Genomic DNA, 16,052 nt, shown 5'->3' with positions numbered 1-16,052 from the left:
GCGCCCATTTCAATGCTCATATTACAAACCGTCATGCGGCCTTCCATAGACATTTCTTCGAATACATTTCCTGAATATTCACAAAAATATCCGGTTCCCGAATTGGTTCCCAGTTTGCTTATTATATAAAGAATCACATCTTTTGGTAAAACCCCTTTTTTCAGTTTTCCATTGACGTTTACCCGCAATTTTTTCGGCTTCTGAACCAAAACACATTGGCTGGCAAAAACCTGCGAAACCTGGCTGGTGCCAATCCCAAAGGCAATAGTACCAAAAGCACCGTGAGTAGAGGTGTGGCTGTCGCCACAAACCATCGTCATTCCCGGTTGGGTGATCCCGAGCTCGGGAGCCATTACGTGAACAATCCCGTTGTAAGGATGGCCAAGGCCATAAAGCGTAATATTATTTTCTTCGCAATTTTGGGTTAACTCCTTAAGTTGCTTTCTGGACAATAAATCTTTAACCGGTAAATGTTGATTTTCAGTTGGTGTATTATGGTCGGCCGTAGCAACAATCTGGTCTGGTCGAAACACCGAAATGTCACGTTCCTTTAGCTCGTTAAAGGCCTGCGGACTCGTGACTTCGTGTATTAGGTGTTTATCGATATATAAAATATCGGGCCCATCTGGTATAGATTCTACCACGTGAGCGTCCCAAATTTTATCGAATAAAGTTTTCTTCATATGTTTATAAATTCTATCCCATGCAGGGAATTCATCACAGGTTTATAATTCTTTCCTGTGCTGCCATTTTTGCGTTCCGCATCTTAGGCGATCGCTCTTATTCTTCTTTCTGAAATTTGCATAATCTCATGGATATCCTGGTCTTCTACACATCTTCTCGCATCGGCATAATTCAGGAATTCAGAGTAAACCTCATCTAATTGAAGTTTTGTTAGCTCGTAACCCATTTTCTTGGCTTTATAAGCCAATGCTGCTCTTCCGCTTCTTGCAGTTAAAACAATAGCCGATTCGGTTACGCCAACTTCTGCAGGGTCAATAATTTCGTAGGTTTCACGATTTTTGATCACTCCATCCTGATGAATTCCTGAGCTATGCGCAAAGGCGTTAGCGCCTACAATGGCTTTATTTGGCTGCACGAACATTCCCATTTCTTTAGAAACCATACAGCTGGTATCAAAAAGGAACTTAGGATCTATTAAAGTATTTAAATTCAAATTTGGATGTTGTCTCAAGATCATAACAACCTCTTCTAAAGCCGTGTTTCCTGCACGTTCACCAATGCCATTAATAGTACATTCTATCTGGCGGGCACCGTTCATCACACCTGCGATGGCATTTGCGGTAGCAAGACCTAAATCGTTATGGCAGTGACAGGAAATTCGAACCTTATCAATATCTTTTACATTATCCTTTAAGTACTTTATTTTTCTTCCATATTCTTCAGGCAGACAATATCCTGTTGTATCGGGAATATTTAAGACCGTTGCACCCGCTTTGATCATTTCGGTACAAACTCGGGCTAAAAACTCGTTATCTGTTCTACCGGCGTCTTCCGCGTAAAATTCAACATCGTCTACAAAATTTTTGGCGTGCTTCACCGCGGCAACACCACGCACAATAATTTCTTCTCTTGTAGAATTGAATTTAAATTTAATATGAGAATCTGAAGTACCAATCCCGGTATGAATACGAGGTTTTCTGGCATATTTTAAAGCCTCGGCAGCAACTTCGATATCTTTTTTAACAGCACGGGTGAGTCCACAAACGGCGGCATTCTTTACCAGTTTAGAGATTTCGTAAACCGATTGAAAATCGCCGGGGCTGGAGACTGGAAATCCTGCTTCAATAACATCTACTCCCAGTTCATCAAGGCGCGCAGCGATTTTAAGCTTTTGGGCTGTATTCAATTTACAACCTGGAACCTGCTCTCCGTCTCGTAACGTCGTGTCAAAAATTTCTACCTTTTCTGTGCTCATAAGAGATTTATTTTGCTTTATCTTTAACTAAAGTATAGTTTTAGCTTACCCTTAATTCTGTTTTCTGAAAAAGTTTACGATAATTAAAAACTGGTAAAAATCTTTAAATATGCTGATTTTCAGTGTATTGCAAACCTGTTTGTTACAATGACTAATGAATTGACCGATAACCTGTTTTCTCTTATAAAGTCTCTTTCTCCTTCTGAAAAGCGACAATTTTCTCTGTATGTGGGAAGAATTGGAGTTAATACCGACAGCAAATTCCTGAATTTATTTAAGGTCATGACCAGGTTGAAAAAGTATGATGAGAATGAGATCTTACAAAAAACGAAAATCAGTAAACAGCAGCTCTCCAATGTAAAGGCTCATTTATACAAGCAGATACTGGTGAGTTTAAGACTAAATCCTGCGAATCAAACTGTGCCGGTACAAATCAGGGAACAACTGGATTTCGCTTACATTCTTTACCGGAAAGGATTATACAACCAGGCTCTCAAACTGCTAGATAAGACCAAGACTACGGCCTTGCATTATGAAGAGAAAAGTCTGGCTTATGAGATCCTGGAACTTGAAAAAATAATAGAATCTCAATATATCACCCGAAGTATACGAAACCGGGCTGAATTATTGATCCAACAAACGGAAGATTTGAGTGTGCTTACCCAGTTAAACGCCAAATTATCTAACCTGTCTTTACAGCTTTATGGAGTTTTTTTAAAAATGGGTTATGCCAGGACCGAGGAAGAAGCGGGGGCCATTAAGAGTTATTTTTACGACAATATTCCCGAATACAGCTTCAAGGAACTTGGTTTTCATGAAAAACTCTGGCTTTATAAAGCACACTTATGGTATAGTTTCATCACCCAGGATTTTTTGTCCTGTTACCGTTACTCGATGAAATGGAATGATCTTTTTATGGAATACCCCCATTTGGTCTCTTTACACCCTGTTTCTTATATAAAAGGTAATCATTATTTATTGGAATCCCTTTTCTATTTGAATCATGTAAAGGCCTTTGAGAAGGTATTGAAGAAAATGGAAGCTACCCTAAAAGATCCCAAGATTCCTGACGATGATAATCTAAAGGCCCTGTCCTTTTTATATCTGTATTCCAACAAACTGAATTTACGCTTTATGAAAGGTGAATTTGCTAATGGTGAAGAGTTGGTGGAGAAGATACAGAAAAAGATAAAAAAATATAAAGGCCGAATAGATGAACACCATATAATGGTCTTCTATTATAAAATTGCTTGTTTATATTTTGGTAATGGGGATAACAAGCAATGTATCGTATTTCTAAAAAAGATAATCAATAATAAATCCCTTGAGATGCGGGAAGACCTGATGTGTTTTTCCAGAATTCTGAACCTTGTGGCCCATTACGAAGCCGGAATGGACTATCATCTGGAGAGCCTCATCAAATCCACCTATAAGTTTCTTATTAAGATGAATGACCTGCACGAGGTTCAGAAGGAAATGATACGTTTTCTAAGGAATTTGCCAGATGTTTCTCCCTTGGAAATCAAGGATGAATTTCGCAAACTTCACGCTACTTTGAAGCAATATGAGGACCATCCATACGAACGCAGATCTTTTCTATATCTTGATATTTTGTCCTGGCTGGAAAGTAAAATAGATAATAAACCTGTTGCTGAAGTGATCTCCCGGAAGCTGAACCAGGTAAGCAGGTAATTATTTCTGAAAAATAATTGGCAAAGTATATCTGGTAGCAACAGGGTTTCCAAAACGCCTGGTGGGTGTCCAACGTGGCATCTGGCTTAAAACCCTTACGGCTTCCGCATTATAACGATGTGGAGCACCATCCACTATTTGAATTTCTGAAAGATCTCCTTCAGGATTGATTGTAAACTTAAGAACTACTCTTACTGTAACTCCTTGTTTTTGCTCCCGCGGGATATTAATATTTTCCTTGAGGAATGCATATAGTTTTTCTCTTCCGCCAGGGAATGAGGCCGGAATATGATGTTCGAAATACTGGAGTTCTTCACCATTTTCATTCCAGACTTTTCCTTCTTTTAACTGATCTCTTTTAAAAGTATCCTGCCGTCTTTTCTCTCCATTTTTCCAGTAAGCCAAAAGTTCTCCGTGTTTTTTTCCCTTTTTGTATGGCAATTGGTAGAATAATTCTCCTGTTTCATACCAATGCTTATGCAAGCCTTCAAATACGGGTTTACCGTTTTTAATATTATAATATTGTTCGGCCTTTTTCTGTCCATCTAAAAAGTAGGTGGTTCTTAAAACCTCATAATTTCCGGTTTTAAATGAGGTTATAGTTTTATAATATTTGGCGTTTTCTTTTGAATCCAGTTCCGAATAATTCTTATCCAAATAAATAGTATCCTGGGAAAAAACGGAAATTGAAATGAACGATAAAATTAATCCAAGGTAAAAAATCTTCATAGGTGTATTCGGTTGTTTTTTAGTTCATGCAATCGTTCCAAAGAACTTCATCCGGAGGAGGTGCCACTAAAAGAATTTCCTCCTTTTTTACAGGATGAACAAAGCTGAGTTTCCTGGCGTGCAGGTGTATACCAGCATCTTTGTTGCTGCGATCAAAGCCATATTTCAGATCGCCTTTTATGGGACAACCAATTGCCGAAAGCTGGCTGCGAATTTGGTGATGCCTGCCGGTTTGTAAATCTACTTCCAGTAGGTAATAGTTATTAAGTTTTTTGAGCACCCGGTATTCCAGAATAGCTTTTTTACTATCAGGAACTTCTCTAATGTGAGCGTAAGATTTGTTTTGTTTTGGGTTTCGTTTCAAAAAATGGATAAGAATATCGGTGTTTTTTGGAGGTGCATTTTTTACGATTGCCCAATAGGTCTTCTTTGCTTCTTTCTTCTGAAAAAGTTTGTTGAGCCGGGGCAAAGCTTTGGAGGTTTTAGCAAAAATTATGATCCCGCTTGTAGGCCTGTCCAATCTGTGAACCACACCCAGATATACATTTCCGGGTTTGTTATATTTTTCCTTGAGATAGGATTTCACTACCTCGCTAAGAGGTTTATCGCCGGTTTTATCCCCCTGAACGATATCTCCAGGGCGCTTGTTTACCACAATAAGGTGATTATCTTCGTAAAGTACCTGAAGATTGTCTTTGGTTGTAATTGTTTTTTCCAAATTGGAAGTTTTACCTGCTTTACCAGTTGCATCTACTTATTAATACTGCTCCTCATCACTCGGGAAATCTTTATTCTTGACATCATCCCGGTAATTCTCAAATGCTTTGGTCATTTCAGCGTGAAGATCGGCGTAGCGTCTCAGGAATCTGGGATTGAATTCGTGAGTCATTCCCAACATATCATGAACCACTAAAACCTGGCCGTCAACGCCATTTCCTGCACCAATTCCTATAACGGGAATATTGATACTTTCGGCTACTTCTTTGGCCAGTTTTGCAGGAACTTTTTCCAGTACAAGTGCAAAACATCCAATTTTTTCGAGCAGCTTGGCATCAGATTTAAGTTTTTCTGCTTCGGCTTCTTCTTTGGCACGCACGGTATAGGTGCCAAACTTATAGATAGATTGTGGGGTGAGACCTAAATGCCCCATCACCGGAATTCCGGCGTGAAGAATTCGCTTAAGCGATTCCTTTATTTCTTTTCCGCCTTCAAGCTTAACTGCGTGGGCGCCGCTTTCTTTCATAATCCTAATGGCTGAACGCAAAGCCTCTTTAGGGTCACTCTGGTAACTTCCGAAGGGAAGATCAACCACTACAAGAGCCCGATGAATAGCCCTGATAACACTTTGAGCATGATAGATCATTTGGTCCAGGGTTATAGGAAGGGTGGTTTCGTGACCGGCCATGACATTACTGGCTGAATCACCTACCAAAATCACATCCATCCCGGCTCCATCAACTATTTTTGCCATAGAATAATCGTAGGCGGTGAGCATGGCGATTTTCTCACCATTTTGTTTCATATCTACAAGGGACTTAGTGGTAACCCTTTTGTACTCCTTCTTTGCAACAGACATATTTTTAATTTTGGAAGGTAAAAATACAAAAACCAGTGGTCTTAAGGTAGTAGAGGCGGTTTTATTGTTTTCTAAGTTCCTCGTAGAGCGTGGAAAGTAATTCTCCGTCATCCCCGTGATATTGCCAAAACATAGCGCCACCAAGTTTATTCTCTTCAATAAATTCAGCTTTCTCCTTTATGGAAGCCACATCGTCATAGGTGATAAATGTTCTGGTAATTTTATTCCAAAGAAATGGAGCCTTGGCCGTCTCATCCCAATAGCGTATATACTCAGCACTTTTTAAACTATCTTTAATTTCGCGATAATTTATACTGAAACTATTGCCATAGGATTTTTGATGTAAACCAAAATTCTCATCCTCTGTTTTATGCCAGCCTCGGCCGTAAAAAGCCACTCCAATAATAATTTTTTCACGGGGCGTGCCTGTGGCCAGGTGTTCTTCTACCGCAGTTTTTGTACTCTGCTTGTAAGTGTCAGGATCTGTTTCTGATACATATAAATTGGTATGATGTGATGTAGAATCGTTCCAACCGCCTTGATAATCGTAAGACATAATATTTATAAAATCCAGGAAGGGATGAATTTTATTTAATTCAACGTGATCAAGATAATTTTGGTTAGCGGCGGTGGCAATGCTTAGTAAATAATTCGCTTCATCTAATTTTCCCAGGGAATCCAATTTTTTTCTGAAAAGCTTTAAAATTGAAGTAAAGTTTTGTTTATCCTCTGGGGAATGTGGATTTCCTGCCCCGGGTTGCCCTGGGTATTCCCAGTCTAAATCTATACCGTCTATATTATGTTTTTTAAGAAATGCAATGCCACTATTGGCAAATTCTTCCCTTGCAGTTTTAGTAGCAACTGCTTCTGAAAAGCCTCCGGACCAGGACCATCCACCAACAGAAATCAGAACTTTTAAATCAGGATTCTTTTCTTTTAGGCTGTTAATTTTTTTCAGACGCCGCGTATCCTTTGGATCTCCCTCTATTATTTTACCTTCTTTAATATTGGCAAAGGCATAATTAATATGGGTGACTTTTTCCGCAGCAATCTCCTCGAACTTGTCATCAACATTGTTTCCAACAATATAGCCTATAATTTTCTTGCTAGGTTCCTGTGCTTGTACTTCCGAATAATTAAAAATACCACTCAGGAACATACAAAGGATAGTAATCGATGCTTTTTGCATAATATTTAAAGAATTAAATATAAACTTTCAAATTACTAAATTAGCCTTTAAATATATGATTACAAATGAAGAAATTATTTCTAATAGGTTTATTCCTGATGGGCCAGTCAGTCTGGAGTCAAAATGCAGATAAAAAAGATCTTAGGACCTACATTGAAACCTTTTTTGAGGCTTTTCATCTTCAGGACACGGTAAAACTCAGAAGTTTCGCTCATCCCGATATAGTTTTACAAAGCATATCGGTTTCCGAAGAAGGTGTCAGCAAACTCACTACTGATTCTTATTCCGGGTTTCTAAAGGGTATTAGCTCAATTCCTGAAACTACCAACTTTGAAGAAGAGCTGCTGGATTTTGAGATTTCGGTTTATGGAAAAATGGCTCATGTTTCCACTCCATATTCTTTTTATCTCGATGGTGAGTTTAGCCATTGTGGGGTTAATTCTTTTCAACTGATGCAGGTGGAAGATCAGTGGAAGATTATTTATCTGGTAGATACCCGAAAGAAAACGGGATGCCAGAAGAATTAAATGTCCTTCACACAACGGAAACCGAGGTGTTCCAGGCTGCTATCTGGGGTGGAGCTCATTCTGGCAGCATTGCGATAACCAGTGCAATAAGATTCACTACATAGAAAGGAGCCACCCCGAATCACTTTATGTTGTTCGGCGTTAAAATACTCCTTAAAATAACCATCGGTTCGGCTTTTGGGTTTACTGTAGGCGTTAGGGTAGTAGGTGTCCAGGCACCATTCCCATGCATTTCCTGCAATATCGTAGAGTCCAAAGTTATTGGCCGGAAAACTTTTAACCGGAGCCGCTTTTTCGAAATTATCATCCTGCGAATTGGCGACAGGAAAATCTCCCTGATGAAAATTCACGTAATGCGGAGCCTCAGAAAAATCATTCCCCCAGGAGTAGACCTGTTTTTCTTTGCCTCCACGAGCCAGGTATTCAAATTCAGCCTCGGTTGGCAGACGCTTCCCGGCCCACCTGGCATAGGCCATCGCATCGTACCAGGAAACCTGTAGCACAGGGAAGTTTTCTTTAGCCTTTATAGAACTACCCGGCCCTTCGGGATGTTTCCAATTGGCGCCTTCTACAAATTTCCACCAGGCTCCCGGATTTTTAGGGTCAAAGACCATAGCTCCTGGGGGAAAAGTTTCCCCATTAATCTCAAATTCCTTTTCAGCAGTGGTTACATAACCGCTAGCCTCAATAAATTCCCGGAATTGGGCATTGGTCACCTCAGTTTCATCAACCCATAAGTCTTTTATAGTTTGCTGGTGCTGTGGAAATTCATCCTGGCGGGACTGTTGTGAATTCCCGCCCATAGTATAGGTTCCTCCTTCAATTTTTAACATTCCTTGTGTTGATGTTGAATCTTCACGCACATCGATTTTTTTAACCTCTGCTATCATTTTTTCATGAAAGCTGAGGGAATTTTCTTCTGAAGAAGTTTCTGACTCTTTTTCTGAAGTTTTTTCAGATTCAACATTTTTACAAGCGCTAATACTTAGGATAGCGAGAAGGAAAAGCGAAATTCTTGACGTAGGGAGCATAGGCAGAAAAATTTCGGCGAAGATAGAAAGATAAGGGTAGAAAGAAATATTAAAAATATGAGTTTCTTCCGAAGAAAAGAGTCTGGACAACCGGGTTCGGATATGTCAGATAAAATGGAGTCGGGGAATTAAACTTATTAAGGCTTAAAAATATCTCGACTCCATTAAATTTGACCAGTCTCCAATTTATATGGAGAAAGATTAAGGTTTCAACACCACCCGGAAACGGGCTCTGTTATTGATCATTCTGTCATAGGCTTCATTTGCCTTATCCAGTGGGTATTCTTCAATTTTTGGTTTTGTGCCGGTAAGCGCGCTGAAATTCAAGGTATCCTCAGAATCCATTGCGGTACCGCTGGGCCACCCTGCCACCGATTTTCTTCCCATTAACAATTCCATAGGGGATACTTCAATTGGGTCGCCGGTAGCAGCAACCATAAGTAACTTTCCATCGGTTCCCAGACCACCAACAACCGAAGTTATCGCTTTGCTATAAGGTGCTGTGGCCAGGATGAGTTTTGCTCCTCCCAGTTTTTGTAATTCTTCGGCAGCATCTTTTTCATCGGTGTTGATGAAGTGATGAGCGCCAAGTTCCTTAGCCAATTCTTTTTTACTGTCGCTGGTGGAGATCGCTACGGTGCGCATGCCCATTTTGGCCGCGTATTGTACGGCCAGGTGACCTAAACCACCTATTCCTTGTACGGCTACCAGTTCTCCTGGTCTAATACCCGAATTTCTAAGGGCATTAAAAACGGTGATTCCGGCGCAGAGTAAAGGAGCCGCTTCAGCTGAAGAAAGCTCTTCGGGAATGGCAGCAAGGGCTTCTTTTGGTGCACACATATACTCGGCGTAACCTCCATCATAAGAAATTCCGCTTATCTGGGCATTTTCACAGCTTATGAAATCACCACGCCGGCAGGGTTCACATTCAAAACAATGTCCTCCGTGCCAGCCAACACCAACCCGTTGTCCCTTTTTCCAGTTATTAACCTTTTCTCCTACCTGTTCCACAACACCTACAACTTCATGGCCGGGAACACGAGGATACTGAATTCCGGGAAAAATCCCATCTTTTACAAAAGCATCACTATGGCAAATACCACAGGCTTCTACTTTTATCAAAACTTCATTTTCTTTAGGAGTGGGTTTGTCCATATCAACCAGGACAAAATCTCCTCCCTTTTCTTTTACTTGTGCAGCTTTCATAACTTTTATTTGGTTTAACCGATAAGTTACGAAATGAAAGAGGGAACAAGTTTTAAGCCTTTGTTAATTTAAGTGAGGCCGGGGATGAGGAAAAATACTACTACCCCGTTATTCATTGCGTGCAATAAAATTGGCCAAAGCAGGCTTTGATTCTCGATCTTAATCTTTCCAAAGAAATATCCTGCGATGATACGCGGGAAGATGAGAATGAGAAGGATGAGATCGAAATGCCAGCCTTCAACGTAATTCCAGACGTGTACCATGCCAAAAAGCAATGCAGTAAGGATCCAAAAAAGTTTATAATTTCGGTAAAGGAAAATTCTGAATATTCTCAAAAACCGACCGGGTTTTAAGGAAGAAAAAAATAAAAAGAGCAAAAATGCCGAAAGCAACAGCAGGCCGTATTTTAAAATGGAATTTGCTTCTTCAGGAATAAATGCGAGAGCGATAAAACTTAAAACCGCACAGATGAAAATATAAATTTCAGTAAAACTTGGTTTTATCAGGCTTCGGAATAAACTTTCCTCCAGAACCGGTGCGACAAGCACAGCCATGAAAACAAAAGCCAGCGGACTTTCATTCATAAAATTAAAAAGCTCGGTTTGCTGATATTTTTGAAGATCGATTGAAGGCATTACCGTGGTAAGAAAGCCCAACAGGAAAAAGAATAAGAAATAAGTTCCCAGCATTAACCAGTAATTGCGGAACAGGTTTCTGGTTTTTGGGGAAAGTTTCAATAACTGCAAGATTCTAATTTTAAATTTTATTGCAATTTAAAACTGTCTGAGATTAAAGCGACTAATTCCAGATATTTATTTCTGATTTTTGAGCTCCCTCTCCTTCGGAGAGTGGCGTTGAGCCTTTAACAATCACTCAAGCTAACCTTAACAGCCAGCCCGCCTTCTGAAGTTTCCTTATATTTTGAGTTCATATCTTTTGCTGTGTCCCACATTGTTTCGATCACCTTATCGAGCGGGACTTTAGCTTTGCTGGCATCACTTTCTAGCGCGATTTCAGCAGCATTTATGGCTTTTATAGCTCCCATAGAGTTTCTTTCGATGCAAGGCACCTGAACCAGTCCGGCTATTGGGTCACAGGTGAGGCCAAGATGATGTTCCATCGCAATTTCTGCGGCCATAAGGGATTGCTCGGGAGTGCCTCCAAGAAGGTCTGTTAACCCGGCCGCTGCCATTGCTGAAGATACTCCAATTTCAGCCTGACAACCACCCATAGCGGCAGAAATAGTGGCTCCTTTTTTAAATAAACTACCAACTTCTCCCGCTACCAGCATAAAGCGTTTAAGGTCTTCAAAAGTAGCTTCGTGATTTTCGATTACCATATAGTACATCATAACGGCGGGTACAGTTCCGGCACTACCGTTTGTGGGAGCGGTAACTACCCGACCCAAAGAGGCATTTACTTCATTCACACTAAAAGCAAAACAACTTACCCATTTCAGGATTTGACGAAATTTCACCTCAGTTCTCCTTATTGCAGTAATCCATTCTTCCGCGTTTGAATATTGCTCATCACCTATCAGGCGTTGATGCATCTCAAAGGAGCGGCGTTTTACATTAAGTCCGCCCGGGAGCGTACCCTCTGTATGGCAGCCAATATACATGGATTCCAGCATTACATTCCAAACCTGCCGTAGCCCGGCATCTATTTCTTCTTCACTGCGAAGCGATCTTTCGTTTTCCAGAACTACCTCTGATATACTCATGTTTTGCTCTTTGCAATACTGAAGTAATTCGGTAGCTTTTTCTATAGGAAATGGAAACTCCAAAAAGCTTTGCATTTTTTTGCTCGCATTCTTGCGTTCCTTTTTTACTACAAATCCGCCACCGATAGAATAGAACGAGGACGAATATTTTTTGCCATTGTTTAGTTTTGCTCGAAATGTCATTCCGTTTGGATGGAATTCGAGGAATTTACGATTAAATTTTACATCGCTTTCTATGTTGAATGCTAAAAGAAGCTCACCATTAAGAAGCAAGCTGTTTTCCTTTCTTATCTTTTCAATTTCCGGTTCGATAAGATTAATGTTCATAGTAACCGGATCATGACCTAAAAGTCCCAGCAAAGTGGCAATGTCGGTGGCATGACCTCTTCCGGTTAGGGATAGCGAACCATAAAGATCTATATGAATTTTTTCCACCTGGTCGAAACAGCCTTTTTTCTTTAGTTCAGCAATAAAACGTTGGGCAGCACGCCAGGGGCCAAGGGTATGGGAGCTGGATGGACCAACGCCTACCTTTAGCATATCAAAAACGCTTATACATTCAATTTTTCGCATTCAAAGCAAATTTTTAGAGTGCAAAAATAGTGAATTGAAGGTCGCTTACATAGCAGAAAACAGAAAGATTACATCGTTTTCGTTCCGCAGAATTGGCAAGGCTTTTCAGAAAAAGTGACAACCTGTCAGAAGTTTTCTGCTGGCATAATGATTGACTTTAACACAGCGAACTCAAAAAAGAATCTAATAAATATATAATTCAACGTATAAAGTTATGAGTAAAATAATTGGAATTGATTTAGGTACTACCAACTCGTGCGTTGCCGTAATGGAAGGTAACGAGCCAACGGTAATACCTAATGCTGAAGGTAAGAGAACTACGCCTTCTGTAATTGCCTTTGTGGAAGGCGGCGAAATAAAAGTAGGAGATCCTGCAAAGCGTCAGGCTGTAACCAACCCTGAAAAAACTGTAGCGTCTATCAAGCGCTTTATGGGGAATAAATATTCTGAGTCTTCAAAAGAGGCAGGAAGAGTTCCTTATAAAGTAATAAAAGGAGATAATGATACTCCACGTGTAGATATAGACGGAAGAAAATATACTCCACAGGAGCTTTCAGCAATGATCCTTCAAAAAATGAAGAAAACAGCTGAAGATTACCTGGGACAGGATGTAACCGAAGCGGTAATTACCGTGCCGGCTTATTTCAACGATTCTCAGCGTCAGGCTACAAAAGAGGCAGGTGAGATCGCCGGACTTAAAGTTCAGCGAATCATCAACGAGCCAACAGCTGCGGCCCTGGCTTACGGATTGGACAAAAAATCTCAGGACCAAAAGATCGCGGTTTATGACCTTGGTGGTGGTACTTTTGATATCTCGATCCTTGAATTAGGAGATGGGGTTTTTGAAGTATTATCTACTAATGGAGATACTCACCTTGGTGGGGACGATTTTGATGAGGTGATTATCGACTGGCTTGCTGATACATTTCAGAAAGCAGAAGACATCGATCTAAGAAAAGACCCAATGGCTCTTCAACGTTTGAAGGAAGCTGCTGAGAAAGCTAAAATTGAGCTTTCCTCTTCTACTCAAACCGAGATTAACCTGCCTTATGTAACCGCTACTTCCAGTGGACCAAAACACCTTGTGGAAACCCTTAGCCGTTCTAAATTTGAGCAATTGGCTGACGAACTGGTGAAGCGTTCTATGAATCCGGTAAAAAAGGCATTAGATGATGCGGGGCTTTCAAAAAGCGATATTGACGAGGTAATCCTTGTTGGTGGTTCAACCCGTATTCCTAAAATTCAGCAGGAAGTGGAAGCTTTCTTCGGAAAGAAACCATCTAAAGGTGTAAACCCGGATGAGGTTGTGGCAATTGGAGCTGCGATCCAGGGTGGTGTATTAACCGGAGATGTAAAAGATGTATTATTACTTGATGTTACTCCACTTTCTCTTGGAATTGAAACCATGGGTGGTGTAAATACTAAACTTATAGAGGCAAATACCACGATCCCTACAAAGAAATCACAGACATTCTCTACTGCTGCCGATAATCAGCCTTCAGTAGAAATTCACGTGTTACAGGGAGAGCGTCCTATGGCTGCCGATAACAAGACAATTGGTAGGTTCCACTTAGATGGAATTCCACCTGCACCACGAGGAACACCTCAAATTGAAGTGACCTTTGATATTGATGCTAACGGTATTATTAAAGTAAGCGCTACCGATAAGGCTACCGGAAAATCTCAGGATATTCGTATTGAAGCTTCTTCCGGTCTTACCGAGGAAGAAATCCAAAAGATGAAGCAGGAAGCCGAGGCTAATGCTGAAACCGATAAAAAGGCTAAGGAGAAAGTAGACAAGCTTAACGAAGCTGATGCTATGATTTTCCAAACCGAAAAACAATTGAAGGAATTTGGTGATAAACTTTCTGAGGACAAGAAAAAGCCTATCGAAGAAGCTTTAGAAGAGTTGAAGAAAGCTTATGAAACCAAAGAAGTTGAAACCATTCAACCTGCATTGGACAAGATCAATGAAGCCTGGAAAACCGCATCTGAAGAGATGTACAAAGCTCAGGCAGAAGCCCAGGGCGGACAAGCCGGAGGCCCACAAGGAGGTCCCGGAGCCGGCGCCGAAGGCGGTCAACCCGGAGGAGGAGACTCCAAAGGTGGAGATGATGTTGAAGATGTAGATTTTGAAGAAGTAAAGTAAGCAGAGAGCCACTTTTCAAAGCGCATTTCGCGCTTTGAAAAGTGTGCGAATCGCTTATCCCGAACTCGCTTCGGGATCTTAAAACCTCAAGCTCATATCTGAGCAATAAAAAAAGCGCAATCATTAATTTGATTGTGCTTTTTCATTTTTACACGCAACCATTTTGTGATTTTCATATCTACTATATAAATACCAACAATTATGAAGAAATTTATTCTATTATCAATTTTGAGTTCGGTAACTATTTTTTTGGCCTGCAGCTCCGAATACACTGATGATGAACAAGAAAATTTCAATACTAATCCTGTTTCTCTTAATATTGGTTTAGAGGAAAATTGTGCAGAAACCGAAACTTACTGTGCGATGAGTGATATGTGCGGTGAAGAGTTTTTAAATTTAATTGATTTCCAATATTATGACTCTGAGTTAGAATTTACCATGTACTTCAATTCCGAAATTGAAAATAACTTTAGCCTTGAAACCCTAAGAAACAATTTCGAATATTTGAATTTTGTTATAAGATTTCCTGAACAAAAAACAGATAGTACGTCATATGCTTATGTTCACAAATTACCCATAAGAGAATTGAACACTCCGAGTGAAGAAGGCTTTACTCTAAGTTTTGATAATTATGAAGATGGAGCGATTACTGGTTCGTTAATAGGTAATATATCAGAAATGACTAAAGTTATACAATCAGATGATCCTGCTTGTAGAATGGATGATATCATGGGGGTTTGTACTGAAGAAATTAGCGTAGAAAAAGAAGTATCTATAGATTTTAAATTCTGTTTAGACAGATAGCTAATCCTTATTATTTAATTACCTTTTTGCTTAAGCGCTTACTATCCTAAGAAAGTATAATATAAATACCCTAAATTAAACAGCACCAAAAACCAAAAACACACCAGGCTGAAGATACGGTAGTTCCTTCCGGGACGGTGTTTTTTGGGCATTTGATTTCCGGTAACCAGTTTATAATTAAACCAGGCCAAAAATGGTGCAGATAGAAATGAAAGTCCGGCGGCGAAATCTACCAAAATGGTAAACGAACCGGAGAGGGAATACAAAATAGAAAGCGAAAGAACTGGGATAATAAAAATAGAAATTCGGTAAATTTTCCATTTCTCTTTTTTGTCTTCAGGTTTGTATTTTTCAGGATCTTTTAATTCAGAAATTACTCTCGGGTAAGCATCAGTAACTGTTAGAACGGTACTTAGCATGGTAACAAAAGCAGCTACAGAGATCAAAGGCTTGCTCCATTCCCCAAGGTTTTTTCCGTAAAGTTCCACCAACTGGCTCGAGAATTCAACGCTATTGCTGGAAAATGAAGTACCGCTGCCGAACATTATTAAAACGCCGAGTAAAAAGAACAATAATCCAATAAAAGCGGCCGAAAGATAGCCCACGTTAAAATCGGCAAAAGCCCCTTTTACTGAAATTTTCTCTTTGTTTTGTACTGCCTTTTCTTTAGTCCAGATGGAGTGCCAAACCGAAGCATCTAAAGGAATAGGCATCCATCCCATAAAAGCGATTATAAAACCTAAACTGGCAGTAGTCCAAAGCGAAGGCGATTCGGTAGTAACTGCAGCATTCACTGTACCAGCGCCAAAAGCCATAATTACGGCAGCAAGAGTGGCAAAGGTCAATAAAGTGACGATCACCTTCATACTTTTATCCAGGCCGGGATATTTTCCTATTAAAAGTAAAGCGATACA

Annotated in this window: 15 protein-coding genes; 4 read left to right on the top strand and 11 right to left on the bottom strand. The window is 40.1% G+C overall.

All coding sequences use genetic code 11. The features are described from left to right. Both VIM94_RS00645 and VIM94_RS00640 read right to left on the bottom strand, forming a co-directional pair. On the bottom strand, window positions 1-683 hold a 683-nt coding region (locus tag VIM94_RS00645), incomplete at its 3' end, for an aconitase family protein (RefSeq protein ID WP_332037361.1). 83 nt (window positions 684-766) lie between these two features. Then, window positions 767-1,939: a 2-isopropylmalate synthase gene (locus VIM94_RS00640; protein ID WP_332037360.1), complete on the bottom strand. Its 1,173-nt coding sequence runs from the start codon at window positions 1,937-1,939 to the stop codon at window positions 767-769. 147 nt (window positions 1,940-2,086) lie between these two features. Here VIM94_RS00640 and VIM94_RS00635 point away from each other — a divergent pair, with 147 nt between their 5' ends. Then, entirely contained in the window at window positions 2,087-3,631 is a 1,545-nt protein-coding gene (locus VIM94_RS00635) for a hypothetical protein (protein ID WP_332037359.1), read from the top strand. Here the strand turns inward: VIM94_RS00635 and VIM94_RS00630 are convergent, their stop codons facing one another. From VIM94_RS00630 to VIM94_RS00615, 4 genes are all read right to left on the bottom strand, one after another. Further along, window positions 3,632-4,360, bottom strand: coding sequence for a TonB family protein (locus tag VIM94_RS00630; RefSeq protein WP_332037358.1), 729 nt, complete (start codon window positions 4,358-4,360; stop codon window positions 3,632-3,634). 19 nt (window positions 4,361-4,379) lie between these two features. After that, entirely contained in the window at window positions 4,380-5,078 is a 699-nt protein-coding gene (locus VIM94_RS00625; protein WP_332037357.1) for an RNA pseudouridine synthase, read from the bottom strand. Between the two features lie 39 nt (window positions 5,079-5,117). Further along, a complete protein-coding gene (panB, locus tag VIM94_RS00620) occupies window positions 5,118-5,936 on the bottom strand; it encodes a 3-methyl-2-oxobutanoate hydroxymethyltransferase (protein WP_332037356.1) in 819 nt (272 codons plus the stop codon). Window positions 5,937-5,997: 61 nt separating this feature from the next. Beyond that, window positions 5,998-7,125 carry a glycoside hydrolase family 18 protein gene (locus VIM94_RS00615; protein WP_332037355.1) on the bottom strand — a complete coding sequence of 376 codons (1,128 nt, stop codon included), beginning with the start codon at window positions 7,123-7,125 and terminating at the stop codon, window positions 5,998-6,000. A gap of 65 nt (window positions 7,126-7,190) precedes the next feature. Here VIM94_RS00615 and VIM94_RS00610 point away from each other — a divergent pair, with 65 nt between their 5' ends. Further along, complete coding sequence (locus VIM94_RS00610; protein WP_332037354.1) at window positions 7,191-7,652, top strand: nuclear transport factor 2 family protein; 462 nt, start codon at window positions 7,191-7,193, stop codon at window positions 7,650-7,652. Here VIM94_RS00610 and VIM94_RS00605 read toward each other — a convergent pair. The 4 genes from VIM94_RS00605 to VIM94_RS00590 all read right to left on the bottom strand — a co-directional run bounded on the left by VIM94_RS00605 (window position 7,649) and on the right by VIM94_RS00590 (window position 12,185). After that, on the bottom strand, window positions 7,649-8,683 hold the full coding sequence (locus tag VIM94_RS00605) for a formylglycine-generating enzyme family protein (protein ID WP_332037353.1): 1,035 nt from the start codon (window positions 8,681-8,683) through the stop codon (window positions 7,649-7,651). The genes VIM94_RS00610 and VIM94_RS00605 overlap by 4 nt on opposite strands. A 201-nt stretch (window positions 8,684-8,884) precedes the next feature. Continuing rightward, complete coding sequence (locus VIM94_RS00600; protein WP_332037352.1) at window positions 8,885-9,889, bottom strand: alcohol dehydrogenase; 1,005 nt, start codon at window positions 9,887-9,889, stop codon at window positions 8,885-8,887. Between the two features lie 68 nt (window positions 9,890-9,957). Continuing rightward, window positions 9,958-10,635: a CPBP family intramembrane glutamic endopeptidase gene (locus VIM94_RS00595; protein WP_332037351.1), complete on the bottom strand. Its 678-nt coding sequence runs from the start codon at window positions 10,633-10,635 to the stop codon at window positions 9,958-9,960. Window positions 10,636-10,751: 116 nt separating this feature from the next. Continuing rightward, window positions 10,752-12,185, bottom strand: coding sequence for an L-serine ammonia-lyase (locus VIM94_RS00590; protein ID WP_332037350.1), 1,434 nt, complete (start codon window positions 12,183-12,185; stop codon window positions 10,752-10,754). A 214-nt stretch (window positions 12,186-12,399) separates the two neighbouring features. On the opposite strand from VIM94_RS00590, the gene dnaK reads away from it, so the two are divergent. Together dnaK and VIM94_RS00580 are read left to right on the top strand one after the other, a co-directional pair. Next, the gene (dnaK, locus tag VIM94_RS00585) at window positions 12,400-14,334 is read left to right on the top strand and encodes a molecular chaperone DnaK (RefSeq protein ID WP_332037349.1); all 1,935 of its coding nucleotides are present in this window, start codon (window positions 12,400-12,402) and stop codon (window positions 14,332-14,334) included. A gap of 201 nt (window positions 14,335-14,535) precedes the next feature. Further along, complete coding sequence (locus VIM94_RS00580) at window positions 14,536-15,138, top strand: hypothetical protein (protein WP_332037348.1); 603 nt, start codon at window positions 14,536-14,538, stop codon at window positions 15,136-15,138. Window positions 15,139-15,179: 41 nt separating this feature from the next. Here the strand turns inward: VIM94_RS00580 and VIM94_RS00575 are convergent. Next, window positions 15,180-16,052: divalent metal cation transporter (locus VIM94_RS00575; RefSeq protein WP_332037347.1), on the bottom strand; the 873-nt coding region annotated here is incomplete at its 5' end.

Source organism: Salegentibacter sp., assembly GCF_036568425.1.
Taxonomy (GTDB): domain Bacteria; phylum Bacteroidota; class Bacteroidia; order Flavobacteriales; family Flavobacteriaceae; genus Salegentibacter.
The sequence above is the reverse complement of the archived record's forward strand: the minus strand, read 5'-3'. Positions and strand labels throughout refer to the sequence as shown.